This window comes from Methanospirillum sp. (assembly GCF_035560735.1).
In the GTDB taxonomy this organism is placed as follows: Archaea; Halobacteriota; Methanomicrobia; order Methanomicrobiales; family Methanospirillaceae; genus Methanospirillum.
In genome coordinates this window covers 1-20,714 of the sequence record NZ_DATMYY010000291.1, presented here as the reverse complement: position 1 = coordinate 20,714, position 20,714 = coordinate 1, and the positions used below count along the sequence as shown (strand labels likewise).

General features: G+C 48.8%; 25 protein-coding genes. 8 read left to right on the top strand and 17 right to left on the bottom strand.

From position 1 onward, the window contains the following. Positions 1-93 precede the first annotated feature (93 nt). Positions 94-1,095: a flap endonuclease-1 gene (gene fen / locus VN429_RS08380; RefSeq protein ID WP_325632050.1), complete on the bottom strand. Its 1,002-nt coding sequence runs from the start codon at positions 1,093-1,095 to the stop codon at positions 94-96. 275 nt (positions 1,096-1,370) lie between these two features. On the opposite strand from fen, the gene VN429_RS08375 reads away from it, so the two are divergent. Continuing rightward, positions 1,371-2,357, top strand: a complete 987-nt coding sequence (locus VN429_RS08375; protein WP_325632048.1) for a presenilin family intramembrane aspartyl protease PSH — start codon at positions 1,371-1,373, stop codon at positions 2,355-2,357. Here VN429_RS08375 and VN429_RS08370 read toward each other — a convergent pair. After that, positions 2,250-3,350, bottom strand: a complete 1,101-nt coding sequence (locus VN429_RS08370) for an NOG1 family protein (protein WP_414675298.1) — start codon at positions 3,348-3,350, stop codon at positions 2,250-2,252. The two genes, VN429_RS08375 and VN429_RS08370, sit on opposite strands and share 108 nt — an antisense overlap. A gap of 473 nt (positions 3,351-3,823) precedes the next feature. On the opposite strand from VN429_RS08370, the gene VN429_RS08365 reads away from it, so the two are divergent. After that, on the top strand, positions 3,824-4,702 hold the full coding sequence (locus tag VN429_RS08365; RefSeq protein WP_325632044.1) for a CBS domain-containing protein: 879 nt from the start codon (positions 3,824-3,826) through the stop codon (positions 4,700-4,702). A 27-nt stretch (positions 4,703-4,729) separates the two neighbouring features. Here the strand turns inward: VN429_RS08365 and VN429_RS08360 are convergent, their stop codons facing one another. From VN429_RS08360 to VN429_RS08295, 14 genes are all read right to left on the bottom strand, one after another. After that, complete coding sequence (locus VN429_RS08360; protein WP_325632042.1) at positions 4,730-5,200, bottom strand: pyridoxamine 5'-phosphate oxidase family protein; 471 nt, start codon at positions 5,198-5,200, stop codon at positions 4,730-4,732. Positions 5,201-5,206: 6 nt separating this feature from the next. Beyond that, positions 5,207-6,682, bottom strand: a complete 1,476-nt coding sequence (locus VN429_RS08355) for an acetyl-CoA carboxylase biotin carboxylase subunit (protein ID WP_325632038.1) — start codon at positions 6,680-6,682, stop codon at positions 5,207-5,209. Then, positions 6,679-8,415 (bottom strand): pyruvate/oxaloacetate carboxyltransferase, encoded by a 1,737-nt coding sequence (locus VN429_RS08350; protein WP_325632033.1) that lies wholly within the window; start codon positions 8,413-8,415, stop codon positions 6,679-6,681. The genes VN429_RS08355 and VN429_RS08350 overlap by 4 nt, the downstream gene beginning before the upstream one ends. Positions 8,416-8,484: 69 nt before the next feature. Continuing rightward, positions 8,485-9,111, bottom strand: a complete 627-nt coding sequence (locus tag VN429_RS08345; RefSeq protein WP_325632031.1) for a hypothetical protein — start codon at positions 9,109-9,111, stop codon at positions 8,485-8,487. Next, positions 9,093-9,791: an ATP-binding cassette domain-containing protein gene (locus VN429_RS08340; RefSeq protein WP_325632028.1), complete on the bottom strand. Its 699-nt coding sequence runs from the start codon at positions 9,789-9,791 to the stop codon at positions 9,093-9,095. The genes VN429_RS08345 and VN429_RS08340 overlap by 19 nt, the downstream gene beginning before the upstream one ends. Next, the gene (locus VN429_RS08335) at positions 9,775-10,485 is read right to left on the bottom strand and encodes an energy-coupling factor ABC transporter ATP-binding protein (RefSeq protein ID WP_325632024.1); all 711 of its coding nucleotides are present in this window, start codon (positions 10,483-10,485) and stop codon (positions 9,775-9,777) included. Before VN429_RS08335 ends, VN429_RS08340 begins: the two co-directional genes overlap by 17 nt. Further along, positions 10,482-11,030 (bottom strand): biotin transporter BioY, encoded by a 549-nt coding sequence (locus VN429_RS08330; protein WP_325632020.1) that lies wholly within the window; start codon positions 11,028-11,030, stop codon positions 10,482-10,484. Before VN429_RS08330 ends, VN429_RS08335 begins: the two co-directional genes overlap by 4 nt. Before the next feature lie 2 nt (positions 11,031-11,032). Further along, entirely contained in the window at positions 11,033-12,013 is a 981-nt protein-coding gene (locus VN429_RS08325; RefSeq protein WP_325632017.1) for a biotin--[acetyl-CoA-carboxylase] ligase, read from the bottom strand. Between the two features lie 4 nt (positions 12,014-12,017). Then, entirely contained in the window at positions 12,018-12,440 is a 423-nt protein-coding gene (locus tag VN429_RS08320) for a DUF2111 domain-containing protein (RefSeq protein WP_325632015.1), read from the bottom strand. Between the two features lie 30 nt (positions 12,441-12,470). Further along, on the bottom strand, positions 12,471-13,091 hold the full coding sequence (locus tag VN429_RS08315) for a type 1 glutamine amidotransferase family protein (protein WP_325632013.1): 621 nt from the start codon (positions 13,089-13,091) through the stop codon (positions 12,471-12,473). 2 nt (positions 13,092-13,093) lie between these two features. Continuing rightward, complete coding sequence (locus VN429_RS08310; RefSeq protein ID WP_325632010.1) at positions 13,094-14,527, bottom strand: RtcB family protein; 1,434 nt, start codon at positions 14,525-14,527, stop codon at positions 13,094-13,096. Positions 14,528-14,535: 8 nt separating this feature from the next. Beyond that, positions 14,536-14,943 (bottom strand): archease, encoded by a 408-nt coding sequence (locus VN429_RS08305; RefSeq protein WP_325632008.1) that lies wholly within the window; start codon positions 14,941-14,943, stop codon positions 14,536-14,538. Positions 14,944-14,945: 2 nt separating this feature from the next. Next, positions 14,946-15,239, bottom strand: coding sequence for a hypothetical protein (locus VN429_RS08300; protein ID WP_325632005.1), 294 nt, complete (start codon positions 15,237-15,239; stop codon positions 14,946-14,948). Then, complete coding sequence (locus VN429_RS08295; RefSeq protein ID WP_325632002.1) at positions 15,232-15,630, bottom strand: DUF2551 domain-containing protein; 399 nt, start codon at positions 15,628-15,630, stop codon at positions 15,232-15,234. Before VN429_RS08295 ends, VN429_RS08300 begins: the two co-directional genes overlap by 8 nt. Positions 15,631-15,753: 123 nt before the next feature. On the opposite strand from VN429_RS08295, the gene VN429_RS08290 reads away from it, so the two are divergent. Genes VN429_RS08290 through VN429_RS08265 form a run of 6 tightly spaced genes read left to right on the top strand, consistent with a single transcriptional unit; the run spans position 15,754 to position 20,003 of the window. Then, positions 15,754-16,635 carry a protein translocase subunit SecF gene (locus VN429_RS08290; RefSeq protein ID WP_325632000.1) on the top strand — a complete coding sequence of 294 codons (882 nt, stop codon included), beginning with the start codon at positions 15,754-15,756 and terminating at the stop codon, positions 16,633-16,635. Continuing rightward, positions 16,636-18,090: a preprotein translocase subunit SecD gene (locus VN429_RS08285; RefSeq protein ID WP_325631998.1), complete on the top strand. Its 1,455-nt coding sequence runs from the start codon at positions 16,636-16,638 to the stop codon at positions 18,088-18,090. It begins immediately after the preceding gene. 55 nt (positions 18,091-18,145) lie between these two features. Further along, positions 18,146-18,418, top strand: coding sequence for a thioredoxin family protein (locus VN429_RS08280; protein ID WP_325631995.1), 273 nt, complete (start codon positions 18,146-18,148; stop codon positions 18,416-18,418). 1 nt (position 18,419) lies between these two features. Further along, positions 18,420-19,070: an NADPH-dependent F420 reductase gene (gene npdG, locus VN429_RS08275; protein ID WP_325631993.1), complete on the top strand. Its 651-nt coding sequence runs from the start codon at positions 18,420-18,422 to the stop codon at positions 19,068-19,070. Between the two features lie 18 nt (positions 19,071-19,088). After that, the gene (locus VN429_RS08270; RefSeq protein ID WP_325631991.1) at positions 19,089-19,643 is read left to right on the top strand and encodes an aldolase; all 555 of its coding nucleotides are present in this window, start codon (positions 19,089-19,091) and stop codon (positions 19,641-19,643) included. Positions 19,644-19,646: 3 nt separating this feature from the next. Continuing rightward, the gene (locus tag VN429_RS08265; RefSeq protein WP_325631988.1) at positions 19,647-20,003 is read left to right on the top strand and encodes a hypothetical protein; all 357 of its coding nucleotides are present in this window, start codon (positions 19,647-19,649) and stop codon (positions 20,001-20,003) included. 31 nt (positions 20,004-20,034) lie between these two features. Here the strand turns inward: VN429_RS08265 and VN429_RS08260 are convergent, their stop codons facing one another. Continuing rightward, positions 20,035-20,652, bottom strand: a complete 618-nt coding sequence (locus VN429_RS08260; protein WP_325631986.1) for an RAD55 family ATPase — start codon at positions 20,650-20,652, stop codon at positions 20,035-20,037. Between the last annotated feature and the right edge of the window lie 62 nt (positions 20,653-20,714).

The following is a 20,714-nucleotide window of genomic DNA, read 5'->3' as shown; positions in this document are numbered from 1 at the left end:
AGGTCGTTCCGATCATATTCTCCTGATCAGATATCGGTGCAGACAAGAAAAAGTGTACCTGGTTCTGTTCTTTTAGAGAAACAAGCCTTGAGGTTAGAACCAACTGTCAAGAGTCCGTTGTTTTCCCCTGCCACTGATCTTCTCAAGTACCGGATTTATTCTATCTTCAGAAAATCCGTAATCCCCACAGAGAAATGATATAATCCTGTCGTGATCAGGCTTTTTCCATTCGACAGGGTAATTTCCGGATACTGGGGGGTTCAGGAAAAAATTTCGTATTGGTTCAGGATCAAGGTCAGGAAGTTTTGATGAGACAATCTCTTTGAATTCTCCGGCTTTGATCTTTTTGAGTGCAGTTTTTGCACCGACTCCAACTGCTCCCTCATTGAAATCAGTCCCAACCAGAATAGCCACATCAATTAGAGCTTCTCTTGTAAGATCGAGGCCCGTGAGCACATCATCAAGAACTACTGTTTCAGGCAGGACATTAACCATCCTTCCGTGGGATCTTCTCTTTCCTGACACTGTCAGGTTCCGAACCAGGAGTGGTGCCCCAAAGAGCAGAGTATCGTAATCCTGGGATGCAACGTACCTGGCAGCACCTGTCCTGACCATATTGGAGGCTTCTGCCTCACCTTCTGATGGAGCATTAATAACCGGAACCCCGAGCAGATCAAGCAGGTTACGGGCTGAAGATAAGACTTCTTCATCAAGTTTTGATGACGCCATTGCATACCTGAATGCTCCGGCAGTATCACCTTCCCGTTTTGCCTGTTCCCATTTTTCCTGAGCGACTTCTCTGACTGCCCGGCGTTCCCCTATTGTCCGTGCCTTTAGTTCGGGGGGTTTACCATCAAAGATCCAGACTGGCTGAATACCCTGCTGGAGAAAGTTTGTGGTACGGAAAAAGATCCCTGACAGATGTGATGTTACCCGCCCTTCTTTGTCCATAAGCGGTGTTCCGTCCGGCTGTCTGATAATGGACAGAAACTGATAGAGCGCGTTGAATGCATCAACAGATGCAACTCCGGTAAGATCCTGTGGTTCAGCCGGATGTTTATATGGGGCAATAATATCGCGTAAGGCTACACCCATGTATTCTCTCCACCTCAGTTAAACCGGTCAGCAGAATCGATATGTATCAGATCTATGATGAGCAACAATCCCAGGTTTGGACTATTGATCTGATATGACTGTGACCGGTCTTCTGATGTATGTCTCCTCTCTGCGTAATAGGGGTTTGTTCTTTACAGAGTATGCGCGGAACCCGTGACTATTTCGCTCTCCGGCAGCGTAAATGCGAACTGGTTGAGTAGCCTTTTGATGTGGGATATAATTATGTACCATTCAGAGTCTTCCCTCTTAGACACATGGAACCCTCTGACAATCAGCTTCCAAATACATATACCAAAGGAGGAAGGTCCCTGAATCCTCTCCTCTCTCTTGCTGCAATGCCTCTGATGCTCCTCATTGTGGAGGCAGGAGCAGTTATCCTGTCAGTTCCGATGATCCAGTCAGGGTATGCAGTTTTTGAAGATCCATCATCTTTTGAAAATCCGTTCTGGTTCATTGCAATGCTGCTCGGATTTACAGTGGTACTCCTTGCTCTGCTAAAGTACCGCCTGAAATGGGCTATTCAACTAGTCATATGGGCATCGCTCTTCCTCTCGTTTATCTATGTCTTCACAGGCCTTCTCTCCCTTGTAGGAGTTGGTATGGCTGTGTCTACTGTCGTCGGGTTGCTCCTCTCGGTTGGAGCAACCGCCCTCCTTGCAAAATATCCAGAATGGTATGTTGTTGATGTACTCGGAGTACTTCTTTCAGCCGGGATTGCCTCAATATTTGGAATATCGCTCGAACCTGTACCCGTCATACTGCTCCTCATTCTTCTTGCAGTTTATGATGCGATATCAGTGTACCGGACAAAACACATGCTGACCCTTGCTGAAGGAGTCATTGAAAACAGGATGCCTATCATGGTTGTTGTTCCCAAAAAGGAGGGATACTCATTCATCAGGGATGGTGTTGGCGGTATGGTGAAACCCGAAAATTCTGGTGAGAATTCTGATTCTCTTCCTGGAGAGCAGAACCAAAAACCCGAGAGGGCTGCATATCTGATGGGGCTTGGTGATCTTATCATGCCCTCTATCCTTGTAGTTTCAGCAGCGGTGTTTCTGCCTGCAAAAGGGATGTTCGGGTTTTCTATCCCCGTTATTACTACAATGATAGGTTCAGTTGCAGGAATGGCATTACTTCTCTATTTCGTCTCGTCGGGGAGGCCTCAGGCCGGACTCCCGCCACTTAATGGAGGGGCGATCATAGGATTCCTTATCGGCTGGTTCCTCATCGGGATCTGAGTACCCCTGACGCCCGGGGTGGTGGGCTGCACCTGGAGCCGGTTTTTCTGAGAGGAGCATCTCAAGCACCTCTTCAACCCCTTCGCCTGAAGCTGTTGACATAGCCTTGTATCCTTCAAGGGTTTTTACATCTGACTTGTTTACAACGGCTATAATCGGAACATGGACAAGTTCCCTGATCTCGTCGAGCAGACGCATCTGGTCTTCAAGAGGAAATCCGCAGTAGGTACTCGGGTCAAGAATAAACAGGATGACATCAGCGGTGTTGATGATCGCTGAAATCGCCTGTTTTTCGATTGTATTTCTCTCCTCTGCGGGCCGGTCAAGCAGGCCGGGTGTGTCGATTAGCTGGATCTTTTCTCTGCGTTCAATCCGGTGACCGATGATCACACCCTTTGTGGTAAACGGGTACGAGGCTATCTCAGGCTCTGCTGATGAGACTCTCCTGATGAATGAGGATTTACCCACGTTTGGAAATCCTGCCACAACGATGGTGAAGACGTCCTCAATGACCGGAAGTTTACGCATGACATTCCTGACCTCATTGAGGTAGAGGAGTTGATCATCGATCTGATGAACCACCGATGCAAGTCGTGCAACGGCCTTTTTCCGGGAAGCGGTAGCATCCTCATCACTGGAGAACCTGACATCCTTGGCAAGACCCCCCCTGTGGTCCTTTGACCACCTGGCTGCCCAGCCTACAGCTCCGAGAGCCTTGCGAAGGCGTTCGATACCCCAGATTACCTCGAAGAGATCCTGGTAGAACTGGGGAAGATTATCCATCTCAGGGAAACCCTGGATGACAGAGACAAGTTTGTCGTGAACTGAGAGGTATGCTGCCCTTACGAATTCTTCTGATGCACGTTTCTTCTGCTTCTTCTCACGCATCTTAGCTGCAGCCCGGCGAAGTGCCCTGTCAAGGACCTCATCTGCGGTTGGTACAGTTGGTATCCGTTCGAAGTTCATTGATTGCGTATTATTATTGATATCCATACGAAACTCTGCGCTTGTGGGATTAGTGGGGGTGCTGACTGGATAATCGTTTACAACTAAAAAAGCCTCTTATCCGTCTCTCTCGTTGCAGTTATATCGGCCTCGCGTCTTTGAGTCATAGTTATACTCCCTTAACAGGTTCATGCGAACTAAAGAGATAAACCATGAGTGGGTTGTAAATGGCAGGAGTAAAATTCGGATGGGCAAATGATTTGCGCGGATGGAAACGTATTGAATAAGGTCTACAGCGTGCTCGCGTTCTCCTTATAAGTTTTGATTGGTGAAACTATTCTGTCAGGATACATCCTCTCTGGTTCTTTTTAAAGTTTAAAAACCATCATGATTTATCATGTAGATGAACTCAATTAAATCAGATATACCTGCACGCACTGCCCTATATGTGGATCTACCATTATGAGGAGTAGTCGTGTAGCGGAATAATGTCATGATCTACGTGTTAACGAGGTAATATTATGGATCTGTCTCTTATCCAGAACGATATCCTCATCACCCTCATCAGTCTCTATGAGAAGAAGTCGATACCGATCAAGGGGGAGGAGATCGCTGATATCATACGCAGGAATCCTGGCACTGTCAGAAACCAGATGCAGGCACTAAAAGCAATTGGCCTTGTTGACGGTATTCCCGGGCCCAAGGGTGGATATCATCCGACTGCTGTTGCATACAAAGAACTCAATCTGAAGCGTGATGGGGAGGTATATGAGGTTAAAATCTCCCGCGAAAGCGAGGTCATCCCTGGTGTCAAGGTTGCTGAGATTATCTTCACCACCCTCTCGCACGCTGATATCTGCCATGCCCAGATCAAGATCATTGGGAGCGTGAAACTTTTCAACATCGGGGATGTGATCACCATCGGTCCGACTCCGATGAATAAACTGATGATCAAAGGAGAGGTGTTTGGAAAAGATGAGAATGAGCCTGCACTCATCGTTTCAATCCTTGAGATGGTCTCACTTCCAAAGAAGCCTATCCGCAGTTACATGACTGCTCCAATCAAGATGCTCTCAACCAGGTCAACCCTGATGGACGCAATCCATCTCTTCAATAAATATCGCATTCACGGGGCACCGGTTATGGAAGGGAATTTTCTCATGGGTATTATCACCATGACCGACATTCTCCTGGCAATTGAAGAGAAGATAAGCCTGGAAGCACCGGTAAGCGAGGTCATGACCGAAGAGGTAATTCAGGCTGATGCTTCTGTCCAGATCTACGAGGTGATTCGCAAGTTCAAGGAGAAGCAGATTGGGCGACTGGTTGTGGTTGAAGACGGACAGCCGATTGGGATCCTAACCCAGTCTGACATCTTCAGGGTCATACCGACTCACTAACCTGTTATCAAGCCATGTGTGCCGTACCTACAGAGGGTATCCGGAATTTTTCCCTGTAAGCGATATGGGCGTGATAACTAACACCGCCACATGATCAAGTGCATCTAGAGAAAAGTCATCAACCGGGTATGATGTATATTTTTCAGAGAGTACTTTGAGCAGGTGGTTCTTCTCCTCGCATTCTTCGGCAAACCTTACTGTGCCGTGTCCGATGACGCTCCTGTACCGCATCCCATACCCACAGGCATTGGTATTGGTGATGAGATCGACATCAGACTCAACCGCGAATGATGCGTGAGGATTGTTCTTAAGAAGACGTATCTTCTCACCGTCGATGGCTGAGTGTAAGATGAGCCTTCCTTCAGACCAAACAAAGTTCATCGGTATCAGGCAGGGATACTCATCAACACCAGGGATGGCCAGATGACAAAAGAGTGCCTTTATGAGAACAGTATCAATCCATCCCTGATCCTGGACTTCCTTGTCTGTTCTGTGCATAAAAAATTATTCTTTATTCTTCTCAATCACTGCAATCAGACCGGCACTGATCGCTGCGATCTTCCGATCGTTTCTGAGTGGTGTTGCAAGCTGAGTCATCCTGGTTTCGTCTTCCTGGATGTACCGCTTGAGAGTCTTTGAGATATGCTCCTCCTGGAGGAAATGCGTATGTGTGTTGCCGGAAATGAACTCAGGGTTATGCATGATGGCATGATGGAGTGGCAGGGTCGTCTTCACACCAAGAATCACGTACTCATAGATAGCACGTCTCATTCTTGCTATTGCCAGGTCACGGGTCATTGCCCAGGCACAGAGTTTTGCAATCATTGAGTCATAATGCGGAGGAATTGTGTATCCTGCGTGAATACCTGAGTCAAGCCTGATCCCCGGACCCCCGGGTGAGCGGTACCTGACGATCTTTCCGGGATCTGCGGCAAAGTTGTTCAGTGGATCCTCAGCATTGATACGACACTCAATGGCATGACCTCTGATGGTGATATCTTCCTGGGCATATTCGAGGGGATCACCGGCAGCGACAATGATCTGCTGCCTGACAAGATCAATACCGGTTATCAGTTCGGTGATGGTGTGCTCGACCTGAAGCCTGGTGTTCATCTCCATGAAGTAATAGTTCCCGTTATCATACAGGAACTCAACAGTGCCTGCGTTCACGTAATCGACTGCTTCTGCAACCTTCAGTGCAGAATTTGTCATCTTCTCACGCAGTTCTGGTGTCATCACCGGGCAGGGAGCTTCTTCAATCAGCTTCTGGTGCCTGCGCTGGATCGAACACTCACGCTCGAACATATGGACGCCGTTGTCATGTTCGTCGCAGAAGACCTGCACCTCTACGTGCCGTGGTTTCTGGAGATACTTCTCGATGAAGACCGTCCTGTCTCCGAATGCAGACTCTGCAATTCGCATTGCCCCTTCGATGGCCTGCTCGATCTCTGAAGGTTCATGTACGATCTGCATCCCAATGCCTCCACCACCAGCGCTGGCTTTTACGATCACCGGATATCCTATCTGATCAGCGATTTTTGCTGCCTTACTGATATCGTCAATGCCCCCGTCAGTTCCTGGAAGAACCGGAACTCCGGCGTCTTTCATCGTCTGCTTGGATCTGATCTTGGATCCCATCGCGGCGATAGTCTTCTTCTTTGGGCCGATGAAGGTGATTCCTTCCTCTTCACAGAGTCCCGAAAATGCAGCGTTTTCTGCTAGAAATCCGTATCCTGGATGGATTGCTTCAGCTCCAGAGGTCTTTGCAACCGCGATGATCCGTTCCATGTTCAGGTAGGACTTGGATGGTGGAGCCGGTCCTACTGGAAAGGCTTCATCTGCGTAATGAACAAAAAGTGAATTTTTGTCAGCTTCTGAGTAAATAGCGACTGTATCGATCCCGAGTTCGCGGCATGCCCGCATAACCCTGATTGCGATCTCTCCCCGGTTGGCAATGAGTATCTTGTCAAAATACTTCATTCGATCACCATGAGCACGTCGCCGCTCAGGACTGTGTCGCCGGTGTCGACAAAGATATCGGTGACGACCCCGTCACGCGGGCTGCTAATCGGATTCTCCATCTTCATGGCTTCAAGGATAAGCAGGGTCTCTCCGGCTTTTACCTCATCCCCACGCCCGACCTTCATCTCAAGGACCATTCCCTGCATGTTGCTTCTGACCCCTCCAGGCATATCCTGCTTTGGTGGGCCCGAGACCTTTGGCTTCTCCTTTGCCTGTTGATCGCCGATTGCAAGGATCCGGACAGTGAAGGTCTCACCATCAACCTCTACCTGCATCGAATCGGGCATCTCAAAGCCTGAACTCTTCTTTGCAGAACAGGTCGGGATCTTCTCAGCCTGTCTCTCGCCCTTCAAAAATGATGGGGCAATTGCCGGATAGAGGATGTATGTCAGAACATCCTCTTCCTTCTTTACCAGGCCTGCATCCTCAGCCTCTTTCTTCATCTTTGAATACATTGGGTCCAGAAGATCAGCAGGGCGCTGAGTGATGACCTCCTCATCACCGATTATTAGATTGCGGATCTCATCAGAGATCGGACCTGGTGAACGACCGTAAAGCCCTTTGACGTAATCACGGACCTCCTTGGTCACGTTCTTGTACCGCTCCCCTCCGACAAGAACATTAAACACAGCCTGGCTCCCGACAATCTGAGAAGTCGGGGTTACCAGCGGGGGATACCCGAGGTCACGTCGTACCTCGGGGACCTCACGAAATACATCATCAAGCCGGTCAAGTGCATCCTGTTCCTGTAATTGTGAGACGAGGTTTGTGATCATGCCACCAGGAAGCTGATAGATCAGGACGTCACTATCCACCCGTTCGGCAACTGGTGTAAAGAGAGCATCGTACTTCTGCCTGATTTTCATGCATTCGTCCTTGATCTCACGAAGAATGAGCAGATCGATCCCGGTATCCCGTGGAGTCCCTTTGACAGATGCAACAGTGCTCTCGGTTGGTGGCTGGCTGGTTCCGAGTGCGAACGGAGACATGGCGGTATCAAGGATATCAACACCTGCCTCAATAGCTGCCTGGTATGCCATTGATGCGATCCCACTCGTGGAGTGGGAATGAAGATCTACGATTACATCCATCTCGTCCTTTATTCCGGTGATAAGTGCCCGTGTCTCTTCAGGCATGGCAAGGCCTGCCATATCCTTGATACAGATAGAGTCACATTCGTGGGCGTAGAGTTCCCGGGCCAATTCAATAAACCCTTTTGTTGAATGAACCGGGCTCGTTGTATATGAGATGGTGGCCTGCAGGTGTGCTCCTGCCTCCTTTACCCGGGTCATCGACCTCTCCATGTTTCTGATGTCGTTGAGTGCGTCAAAGACCCTAAAGATGTCTACCCCATTTTTATATGAGAGATCGATGAACCGGTCAACGACATCATCAGAGTAATGTCGGTATCCAACAAGATTCTGGCCGCGGAGGAGCATCTGGATTGGGGTGTGCCTGAGTTCCTCTTTCAGGGTGGTAAGACGGTGCCATGGATCCTCATTCAGGAATCTGATGCAACTGTCAAAAGTTGCACCTCCCCATGCCTCAACTGAAAAGAATCCGGCTTTGTCTATTGCCCGTGCGAGCGGGATCATATCCTCGGTCCTCATCCGTGTTGCAATGAGAGACTGATGGGCATCCCTAAGTGTGGTATCGGTGATCTGAAGCTTCGTATTCCGGGCTGGACTCATATTGCCACCTCTGAATCGGCAGGTTGCGATTCAAACAGAAAAGGTTCAACCGGAGACTTTAAAAAAGTCTCAGAGTATCACTGATACTGCGAAAATCAGCACGCAAAATGCCCCGGCAGCGATATCAAAATATGAGGTCACAAAAGAGGGACACAGGCTGCCACCCCCCTGATATCCTCGCAGTGCAAGGACATCGGCTCGTTCACGGGCAAGCCTCAGTTGCCTGACAAGAAGACTGGCAATAACAGGCGGGAGATTTGTTCCTGAAAGCCGCTGATCTTTCTGCGAGAGCGCGATCCGTGTTCGCCTGAGTTCGTCAGCAAGGATCTCGGTTGTGGATATACTCATCTCTCCGACAAGACCGAGATCGAATCCATTTCTCCTCCCGAAAAGCCAGACTGAAACATCAAGGAGTTCTCCCGGATATCGCTCATTGTAGGCCCATAATGCGATTACAAGCACAACCGATATTCGTATGAGATAGGAAACTCCGTCGCCTCCCGACCACTCGGTTGCAATAGCAGCAATGGCAGGAAGCATGAAGACCATAACACCGGTACGGAGATCGTGCAATGTGGTTCTTCGATTTGTACAGGTTAGCCACCAGAGCACAGTGAGTAATGCTCCGGTAAGGGAGAGAAAGGAAACAATCGAGAGGAGCAGTACTGCACCGAGCCTTATCCGCGGATCCTGCATGCCGCCTCCGCAAGATCCTGCCATGAGAGTCCTGAAAGTTCAGAGTCATTCTTCAGAAGATACCTGATCAGTGGAGGAGGATTTTTCCAGCTGCGAAGTGCCCCTGGTATTTCCCCGATATCAGAAAGAACCCCACCCTGCATCTCCCAGAGATGGTTAATGGAGGGAAGAGTGGTGATATCATGACTGATGATAATAATGATCCCATCCCGATGATCTGAAAGGTGAGATGAGATCCAGTACCTGGCCTCTTCATCAAGGCCGGCAAATGGCTCATCGAGTACCATCAGATCATACCTGCCAAGAAGCATACACGCGAGATGAATCCGTTTGAGTTCTCCCCGCGAAAGGGTGAGAAGGTCATGGCAGCCCCTTCCCTGAAGGCCGGCAGTCTCAAGAACCTGATCCGGATCGCGTTTCCAACTGAGGATCTCTTCCATGACAGTTGTGGTGGTGATGTGGTACTCAGGAAACTGCATCGAGAGTACAGAAGACCGTATCCCGTCACATGTCATCCTGCCATCTACAGGTTCAATCACCCTGCAAAGGATCTCTCCGAGGGTAGACTTGCCTGATCCTACCTTCCCGGTGAGAAGGTGGATTCCCTGATAAAAAGTTCCACTTGCCAGGAGTGAGAAGTCATCTCTCCTGATTGTGACCTGCTCAAGAGTCAGATGCATGTACAGCCCTCCAGAGGGTGGGGTCCCTGAGTGTTCGGAGAAGGGAGAGATGTTCAGATCCTTGGATTGAGTTTAGGTGTATCTCATCGGGGGTCCCTTTACGAAGAACCTCACCTTGTTTTATCACGATCACGTGATCAGCAGATGTTACTCGATCAGGCCGATGGGTTGCAAACAGAACATGAGGCACGCCCACATTCCTGATGATAATATCAACGGTGCCAAGTGTGAATGCATCAAGGTGTGAATCAGTCTCATCTAGGATTAGAACTTCAGGTTTTGTTATGAGGGCAGAAGCAAGTGCAATAAGGACTTTTTCTCCTCCCGACAGAGAGCGAACTGGTCTGTGAAGCAGCTGCGTAATGCCCATTGTCCTGGCAAGTTCATACACCGACTCCTCTATTGCCCTGCATGGCTGAAATGAGAATCTGAGTGGCGAAGCGATCTCATCCGTCACCCGGGTGAAGGTCATGTTGAGATCAGGGAACTCGCCGACCCATCCGACAGTAGTCTTCCTGGGTTCGGTGTTGTTGATCCTTATGCTCCCTTCAATCGGAATTTGAATCCCCGCAATCATCTCAAGGAGTGTTGTCTTCCCTGATCCATTCGGTCCGGTGATCGCTACCAGCCCTGGTTTAATGGTTAAATCAGAGATAGAGAGACATCCGCACCTGATCGAACTAATACATATCATTGACGGGCTGGACACTGCGGGTTTTTTTCGAGCCTTGCTGCAATCACATAGACTGCTACACCTTTGATCAGGTCTCCAGGAAGAAAAGGAATCATCCCTGAAACAAGGGCTGCATTGATTGACATTCCTGTAGATAGGACGAGCCAGATGATCCCGAAGAGGTAGATGAATGCCGTGGCAAGAAGAAGGCCCGCGATCCGGATCTCACGGGAGGCATGCTCATATGCAATCCCTGCTGCGAGAACAGCGGGAATAAAACCAAACAGGTATCCTCCGGTTGGCCCGAAGATGACCCCGAGCCCTGCCATTCCGTTATGAAAGACTGGCAGGCCAAGTGCTCCAAGGACGAGATAGAGAACCAGAGGGATGATTGCCTGTCTCTTCATTACGGCAGCGGCAAGAAGTACTGCAAGGGTCTGGAGAGTGACCGGGACCGGGAAGATTGGGAGGGGGATAGGTATTGATATCCAGGAAAAAACTGCAATCAGGGCGACAAAAAGGGAACTATTGGTCAGTGTTGCTGCACGGTCCAGGTTGCCAAACATCTTTAGATATGTACGCAGTCACCTGCTATGACCTTCTCTATTTTGCCGTTATCTTTTCTGACTACTAAAGCACCACTTGGATCGATATCAACAGCCTCACCTTCGAAACTGTTTCTGAGCGTGTTAATCCTGACTCTTCGCCCGATGGTTGAAGAGAAGGTTTTCCACTCCCTGATGACAGCATCGTATTCTCCAAGGGTGATCATGTCATACCGTGCCTCAAACTCTTTCAGAAATGCAGCCAGAAGAGCTGCACGATCAATATCGTGGTTCACTTCTTCACTTATCGAGGTTATAAGGTGCTTTATGGGCTCGTTCAATTTATCAATACTGATGTTTGCATCAATGCCCAGACTCACGAGGCAGTACTTGACCTGTTCTCCCTCAGCACCGAGTTCGAGCAGGATTCCTGCAACCTTCTTATCGCCGATGATGATGTCATTGGGCCATTTGATGAGCGCACCGATATCAAACATCTTGCGAAGGACCCGTGCAACAGAAACAGCACCAGCTAAGGTGAGCATAAACAGGTGGTCGATGGGGATCTTTGGTGTAAGTACGATGGTGATCCAGATTCCCCCGCTTGGAGAGACCCAGGCTCTACCCATCCGTCCATAGCCCCCGGTCTGTTCTTCAGCGATGATAACTAAACCGTGGAGGTCATCAAGTTCACCTTGGTCAGCGAGATCCTTGCCATACCAGATTGTGGAGGGGATACTGTCGAAGTATCGCATTCTTCTGCCGATTACCTTCGTCTTCAGATGCTTGTACACCACATGGGGTCTGAAGTCCATGTTGCTCTTATCGAGCATGTATCCCTCGTCATCAGAAGCGACAATGTCGTATCCGATCATCCTGAGTTCATTGATATGCTTCCATACCGCTGAACTGGAGATGGAAAGTTCTGTGCTGATATCGCTACTTGGTACCGGTTTATCGCTCTTTTCAAGGATTTCAAGGACTTTAAAAGCAGTTGCGTACATACGTTCACCGTTTGGCGTTGATCTGTTCAGATGGAAGCGGACAAGGATCTTTTCCGCAGACTTGTTTCAGGATCATGGTCTGATGTTCCATGAGTGTGGCAAGGTCAAAAATGCCAGTGATATCGACAAGACCGATAGCTGCAATGGAATCTCCTGATGCATCCCGGACCGGGGCAACGATGACCGGGACCCCTTTGTATGGTCCGGTTTTCGGGGTCTTTTTTATGACCTTGTTTGAGGAGAGAACCTCATCCAGTACAGGCCCCAGGTATGCACGATCCACGACGTTTCCCTCCTCAATTCTGACACCAGGAGTGTTTCGTGCCTTTGCAGTCACCGGGAGTCTGCCAACAATCTCGTGGATTGTCATACAGATGGGGATGAGATCTTCGGCTGTTGCATCAGCCGATATGGTATAGTGGTCCATCGATATCCCTCATATTTCCCTCGCATGCAGCTACAATAAGGTTTCGCCCTCGGTCCGGCAAAAATCGCGCAGAAATCTCCGGGAAGGGTATTCATGGAGGCTCGTCAGGATGATCCTGCCTGCGCCGAGCGAGTATTCAACCAAAACCGGAGCCCCCCGCATTCTCATCCTGACCGCCGGCCCTTGTTTGTCAGGCTCATAGCCCTGAATGTCAGCGTCGGTTTCTGTGTCCGGGATCTGAAATTCTCCATCAATGGATATTGTCTCCGGATAATCCTCGATGATACAGCCGAGGGGATGATCATCCTTGTCTTCAGGTTTCCCTTCAGAGAACCCGAATCTGTATTGGATAGTCAATGGAAGCCAATTATATACATCCGGGCGATTGATTCCTGCGCCAAATGCTATGAGTGTTCCTCCTCCCTGGATAAACCGGCGTATCCTGCCTTCGCATGCCCGTAATGCAGGAATGACTGAAGAGTATGCGGGGTTGGCGAACCCTCCGGGAATAATTACTGAAGAGAATGATCTTCGGAAAAAGGGTGCTGCAAGCAGATGGGGGGTGACCAGCTCGGCAGTAAAGCCGCAATCTTCTATGAGATGGGTAAACATGGTCGGACTGTCCCATATGATCCCAACCCTTCCTGTCATGGTTATCCCTTGATGACTCCGAGTGGTTCGAACCGTACAACAAGCCGGGAGATCCCGAGCCTGTCAACAACCGAGACTACCTCGCTACTGGATTTGTATGCCCCTGGTGCTTCCTCTGCTATGGCTCCATCATGAGGAGCCTTCACCATGATCCCTTCACGACCAAGGGTTTCCCTTACCTGACTACCTTTGATCGTCTTCTTTGCCTGGGAGCGTGAGAGGATTCGACCGGCTCCGTGACAGGTGGAACCAAAGGTTCGCATCATTGCCTCATCTGTTCCTTTCAGGAGGTATGATGAGGAACCCATGCTTCCTGGAATGATGACTGGCTGACCTATCTTTGAGTAGTCATGGGGGACATCCGGGCATCCCGGGCCAAATGCCCTGGTTGCACCTTTGCGGTGAACGCACACCTTTGTCAGTTTCCCATCGACAACATGCTCCTCCATCTTGGCAACATTGTGGGCCACGTCATAGACTAGCCTGATGTCATCGTACCCAATCCCACAGCATTTTATGAGGACATTGCGGATCTGGTGGGTTATCACCTGTCTGTTTGCCCAGGCATAGTTTGCAGATGCAGCCATTCCTCCAAAATATGCTCTCCCTTCTGGTGATGTCAGGGGGGCACACGCGAGTTGCCTGTCAGGCAGGCTGATATGATACCTATCTACTGCCCTTTCCAGTATCTGCAGATGGTCTGTGCAGACCTGGTGGCCAAGACCTCGTGATCCACAGTGAACCATAATACAGATCTGTCCTTCTTCGACTCCGAATACTTTTGCTGCTTCAGGATCGCAGATCTCGGATGCCACCTGAATCTCAAGAAAATGATTACCTGCCCCAAGGGTTCCACTCTGCGGTACCCCCCGTGACCGTGCTTTTTGTGAGACATGAGAGGGGTCTGCCCCCTTCATACTTCCACCTTCTTCGCAGTGGGTAACATCCTGTTCGGTTCCATACCCTTCCTCAACTGCCCATGATGATCCATGGATCATCATTTCATCGAGCTGTTTTGGAGAGAGCCGAAGTGAGGACCGTGCTCCAACCCCGACGGGCACTGCGTCGTAGAGTTGATCCAGGATCTCCTTTTTCTTCGTGATATCGCTGATTGTGAGCGGAGTAGTCAGCAGCCTGACTCCACAATTGATGTCAAACCCGACACCTCCTGGTGAGATCACGCCGGTTTCGTAATCAAATGCTGCAACTCCTCCAATGGGAAATCCATACCCCCAATGAATATCAGGCATTGCAAGTGAATGCCTGATAATGCCCGGCATGGTTGCGACATTGGCAAGTTGTGTAACCGCTCCTTCCTCAAGTGTCCCTGTCAGGTTTTCAGAGAGGAAAAACTTGCCAGGCACTCTCATTCCTTCTACAAATCCTATCGGAACCTCCCACTCGAGATCACCGGTCCGCTTCACACCATTAATCATTGAAGGACTCACACATCGAACAATATATCCAGTACGTACTCATCGTTCTGTCTGCTGATAGACAGGCCTGAAAATGATATTCCTTTCACTTCACTCCCACCTCCATGAATCTTTCGATCAAACGGCTCTCCTGAAAGCCTGGCAGTCAGGCCTCCCTCGTTAAGACTCACAGTGATCTCAGAGAAGACTACATTCTCAATCTCGGTAAGACAGAGAAGTTCAGAGAGAAAAGCCTGGAGGATTTGCTCATGATCGGTACCGGTAACAGTAAAAGAATAAGGGCAGCCAGGGCGGGCAGATCCCTGGTACATAACAGCCATAAGTGCGTGCCCACATTCTTCAAAGAGCGTTGGTATATCCTGTGCCCAAACGTGCATCAGGATATCTGCGGTATGCTCACGCTCTTCATAGGGCATAATCAGGTTGAACCTTCGATCATCGATTCGATGTGATAAGGGATCATATCCATGTGAATATGATCAATGTACCGTGCCTGATACATTGAGATGTAAATGAGGTGGTCTCCTGCTTTAAGCGTGATATCAGTGGGCTTAGCAGGTTTGTATGAGACAGGAAGGAGAACGGGACCACCACAGGAAGTTGAGATTCGGAAATTGGTATTTCGCTTATTGATATAGGCGATTACATCATCATCGATGAAGACAGATTGTGCTCCGGCATCCACTGGGGTTCCGGCATAGAGATCAGACATCTTCCAGACAGGTCAGACGGTGAGGGAAAAAATGCTTCTGATGAGGATCTGAAGAAGGTGTCTGCTCTGGTCTGCGGTGGTGGGATGAGATAATCCGGCGCACAATCGGGGTGTGTTTCTCACGCAGACGGTAGATGCGGCACCGGTCACGGTCACTACGTGTTCCTGCCAGTATCCCTATCCTTGATGATACAATCCCGATCATACCTGACACTGAATGAAAACTTGTCCTGAATGAGAGAGATAATTTTTCGTAGATCTCCTGGATCGAGAGGTCATTGTGGTTTAGAAAGATCCTGAGCATTGCATGCCGGATTCCCTCATCATCCCCGGCGAGCCAGGACCTAAGGCGCTCCTCAACAATATCATGGCGCTCATCCTGATAAGTCATAATCCGAGGTATCTGGAACATCGGCTAAATGGTTTCTTCTCCTGTATTTCTAATGATTAAACTGCTCCTCTCCGCGCAGAAGGCTAATGGTTTAATCTCCATGTGAATCTAACTCAGTAATGTATGGGTTTTTTCAAATACGATATCAGCTCCACCTCTCCTGCGAAACTCTGCACATTCCCAATGATAGTGCTTGCTCTTTCGCTGGTTATCGTGGGGATGACTTTTATTCACACCGGGCTTCCGATTAAACCCGGCATGGAGTTTACTGGAGGTATCGGGGTGACTATTGTTACCGATGATACAGTAGATCAACTCAAAGCCACGTTTGCAGACTATCCTCTCCTCAACGTTGAGGAAGGGATCAACCAGGGGAAATATCTCAAGTTTGATACGATGAGTGACGATAAGGTCCTCTCCCTGAATAAGTTGATTGAGAGTAAATACAATGGTGCCAAAATCGATCAGATTGGCTCCTCATTTGGAAAGACCCTTCAGGATCAGGCGGCTTTTGCGTTGATCATCTCCTTTATCGGTATGTCAATCGTCGTTTTTCTGATCTTCCGGACCTTTGTTCCATCCGCAGCTGTGGTCATTTCGGCTTTTGCTGACATGACCATGGCTGCTGCGGTTATGAATCTCCTTGGGATACAACTGTCCCTTGGAACAACTGCAGCACTCCTGATGCTGATTGGTTACTCTGTGGACAGTGATATTCTGCTGACCTCAAGGGTGCTGAAAAGACAGGGTAAGTTTGATGATAAAGTCCACGGGGCATTTATCACCGGTATCATCATGACCTCCACAGCGTTTTGTGCCGTTTTTGCGATGTGGGTGGTCTCATGGATCGGTGGAATTGAGATTATCCATGTGATGTCTCAAGTTCTCCTGATTGGTCTCATTTTCGATGTAATGAACACATGGCTGACCAATGTCGGTATCCTGAAATGGTATGCCACTAAGGGGAAAAGTAAACTCTCCTCAACCCTCCGTGGAGGTATGTAAATGGATACCGAGAAACTCAAGACCACCCTTAAGGACTACCGGGTAGCCATCTATCTCATACTCTTAATAGCCTCTATCATCGTTATATTCCCTCATCCCGGTCCAAACGGCATTCAGACAAACCTTCAGTTCGGTCTGGATCTGTCTGGAGGATCCTGGATTCAACTCGAGTTCCAGTCTGCTGTAGTAACATTCAAGACCAGTCAGCCGGTGGATCAATTTGTTTCTGATCTTGGCAAAAGGCTCAATGCTGATGTCTCGTTAGTGGGCACAGATAAAATAGAAATACGTAAACTGGTGTCTGAAGACGAACTGCGTCAGATCTTCAGCGAAAATAAGACTGAACTCGTTTCATATAGCCAGGGTGTATCCAAGGATACTGCTGATGATATCAAGCGTATTCTTGAGAACAAGATCAACAGCCTTGGAACCCGTGATGCCAAGACCTACGTAATCACCGGCCTGAACGGTGTCAGTAGATACATCAGGATAGAGATGGCCGGCGTCTCAATGAGTCAGGCACAGGAGATCGTTGGTAAGCAGGGTAAGTTCGAGATTCGGGTTGTGACAACCGGAAACGAGACCGAGCATGTTGTCTTTGGTGACTCAATTGAGAGTGTTGCCAACCCGTCACAGAACCCGCCGAACAGTAATAATTGGGGTGTCTCGTTCGCACTCAGCCCTGAAGGAGCGGAGGAGTTCAGACAGGCTGCAATCAAGAATGGTGCAGTTAAGGATCCATCAAACCACAACCTTGCTATGATGCTTGACGGTAAGATGGTATACAGCGCTCCGCTCTCACCAGACCTTGCAGGAACCCTCCAGAGCCGTGCAAGCCCGAATCTGGTTGCTTCAACCGGTGCAGGTGACAAAGGAAAAGAAGATGCAAAGAATCTTGAGATTCACCTCCGTAACGGTGCACTCCCGGTAGAAGTCAAGATAGCAGGTTCAGGTTCGGTATCTCCAGAACTTGGTGGTCAATTCAAGATGTGGTGTGTGATTGCAGGTATCTTTGCCCTGGTTGCAGTGGGAATCAGCATTCTGGTCAGGTATCACGAGCCCGCCATCGTGCTCCCGATGGTCCTGATTAATGCTTCAGAAGTCATCATCCTGCTGGCTATCACATCATTCTTCCTCCAGCTCGATCTTGCCACCATTGCGGGGCTGATTGCAGTGCTTGGTACCGGAATCGATCAGCTGGTTATCCTGACTGATGAGATTCTTCATGAGGGAAAAGTTCCCTCACCAAACATCTACCTCAAACGGTTGAAACGGGCACTTGGGATCATCATCGCCTCGGCAGCAACGGTATTTATCGCCATGCTTCCTCTCGCACTTATGGATCTCTCAACACTGCGTGGGTTTGCCGTTGTCACCATCCTTGGTGTTCTCGTTGGAGTACTGGTTACGAGACCAGCGTATGGCCATATAATCATGGCTATCCTCTCCAAATAACCAATACCATACTTTTATCTGTTTTTTTAACGCAATTTCTGATTAGGTTATCATTATGGGAAAACCGATCCTAATCGACTTTTTCGCTGAGTGGTGCGGACCGTGTAAGAGGATGGGCCCGATCATTGAGGAACTCAAAGGCATGATGGGTGACAAAGTCGAGATCAAGAAACTTGACGTTGATCAGCACATGGCAGAGGCCCAGCAGTACCAGATATCTGTTGTTCCTACCATCATTATCGAAAAAGATGGTCTCCTGGTGCAGAAGATCCAGGGAGTTACTGATGCAGAGACCCTGGCATCTATACTGAAACCACTGGTGGAGTAACGTGAAGATAGGGATCGTCGGGGGAACAGGTAAGATCGGCGAGGGAATGGCGATGCGCCTGTCCCGGATCTATGACGTACTGGTAGGCTCGCGAGAAATTGAGAAGGCACAGGATACCTGCGAGTCTTGTTTGAGATATGCCGATGATAACGGGTTGTCCTGCACTGTCAGAGGCCTTACAAACCAGGAGGTTGTGGATGGAGCGGATGTAATCATTCTGGCTATCCCATACAAGCATCTTGATTCAACGATTGCCGGGCTCCATGGTCTTGAAGGGAAGATCGTGATAAGTCCTATCAATCCGATGGAAAAGCACGATTTCTTTGAGTATATTCCTCCTGTAGAGGGATCTGCTGCTCTTCACCTGAAGAAGATTCTTCCTGAATCAACCCGTCTCTGCGTTGCATTCAACAATATTGCAGGAAACCGGTGGCGTGACATCGATGGCGAACTGGAATATTCAGTTGCAGTATGCGGTGACGATGCAGAGTCCAAACTCATTGTTATGGATATGATTGATCGAATCTCCCTGCTCAAATCATATGATGCCGGTCCGCTCACGATGTCGCCTGTCATCGAGGGTTTGACTGCCCTGGTGAATAATATCGCCAAGTGTAATCATATGAAAGATGTTGGGGTCAGATTCGTCTGATTATCATCTGGTAAATTTATGGTATCAGGAGAAGAGGTGAGTGCTGAGTTCAAGAGGTTTGGCAACCGGCTGGTTGTTGAGCATCTTGTCGGTGCAAACTTCGGTAATATGAGCGTCAAAACGGAAGATGATGGGTTTTTAATAACCAGAACCGGTTCTTACCTGGATGATCCGGGAGAATTGGTTTACGCTCCAATGTCTGGAGAAGTTTCAAAAACCGCATCCAGTGAGTGGCGTGTTCACCGGGCAGTATACCAGAATACTAGGCACCATGCTATTGTCCATGCTCATCCTCCTTATGCTGTCGCTGCATCTCTCATGCTTGATGAGGTGGTTCCTCTTGATAGTGAAGGAAAGATGTTCTGTCCTATCATTCCAATTGCTCATGGCGAACCGGGAACACAGGAACTCGCTGAAGATATTGCCGAATGTCTTGCACTCTCACCGCTCTGCATCGCCCGGGGGCATGGGACATTTGCAGCAGGCAAGACTATTGAAGAGGGTTACCTCTTCACCTCTCTTGGAGAACATGCATGCCGTGTTCTCTCGCTCACACGATCGTTTCAGGGGTAGAACATGAGTATTGAAGAGAAGTTTGAAAGACTGAACCCGGCAGCTCAGAATGCAGCAGAGGCTTTCATTGATTTTCTTCTCTCCCGTGAAGAGCGTGGTTTCTCTTCCGATGAAGAGATGAGCGAGGAGTTTGGAAGTATTGAATCAGATCCTGCCATGAATCAGACGGAAAGTAATGAATTCCAATCCTCCGGGACTGATAACTCAGGTATCATCCTTGCAGAAGAACGCATGATCGAGGAAGAGAGTGTTATCGATTTTGCTGATATCAACACCAGATTTGCCCCAAAAGATCCAAAAAAAGGCGCGAAAGATAAGGCCGGTCCTGTAAGGCAGAAAAAAATGTTTGACTGGCTCTGATACCAGTTGATGTCACTTCTTTTGTTGATGATTACACTACACGTGATGTGGTCGAGAGTTCAATGCCCTTCTCGGTTACAATGAATGGCAGTACTCTGCCGGGTGGTTGCATCCCTGCAATTTTTTTCACTTCAAGAGCCCTGATAACCTCATTTCCCCGCATCTCCTCATGTAGTTCAATGACTACGTCGCAGAGCCGTATCAGAAGTATCTCATTATAGAGATCATGAAGGCCCCGGTAAAGGGTAAAAAAAGCGTGATCATGCGAATCTGAAATCCCCTGCCGACAGGAGGCTACTCCTGAAAGAACCGGCTCAATCCCCTCTCTTATGATCAATGTAGAGAGAGAATCAACGATTATCCCTTTTCCTTCTTCCTTAAAAATATCAGAGCACCGCATAGTTCTGGAATCGATCATTCCCTCTTCCAGGTATCCATCTATCATGAAAAATGATCGTTTTTCTGGTGATATGGACCAGAACTGTCTGGCAAACCTGTCAGTTCCTGATGTTGCAGATCCAATAAGAAGGATTGAACTACCTGGAATGAATCCACCTTCAAGGGCAAGATCAAGACCGTTAATTCCGGTTGGACTTCTCCCTTTATAAGCTCGGATTACAACCCGGCCGGTATCTGTATCATCGGGCATGAATTATCTGATAATAATCTGATGATGCGTACGGTATCATTATATTTTCCTCTAGTAATTAG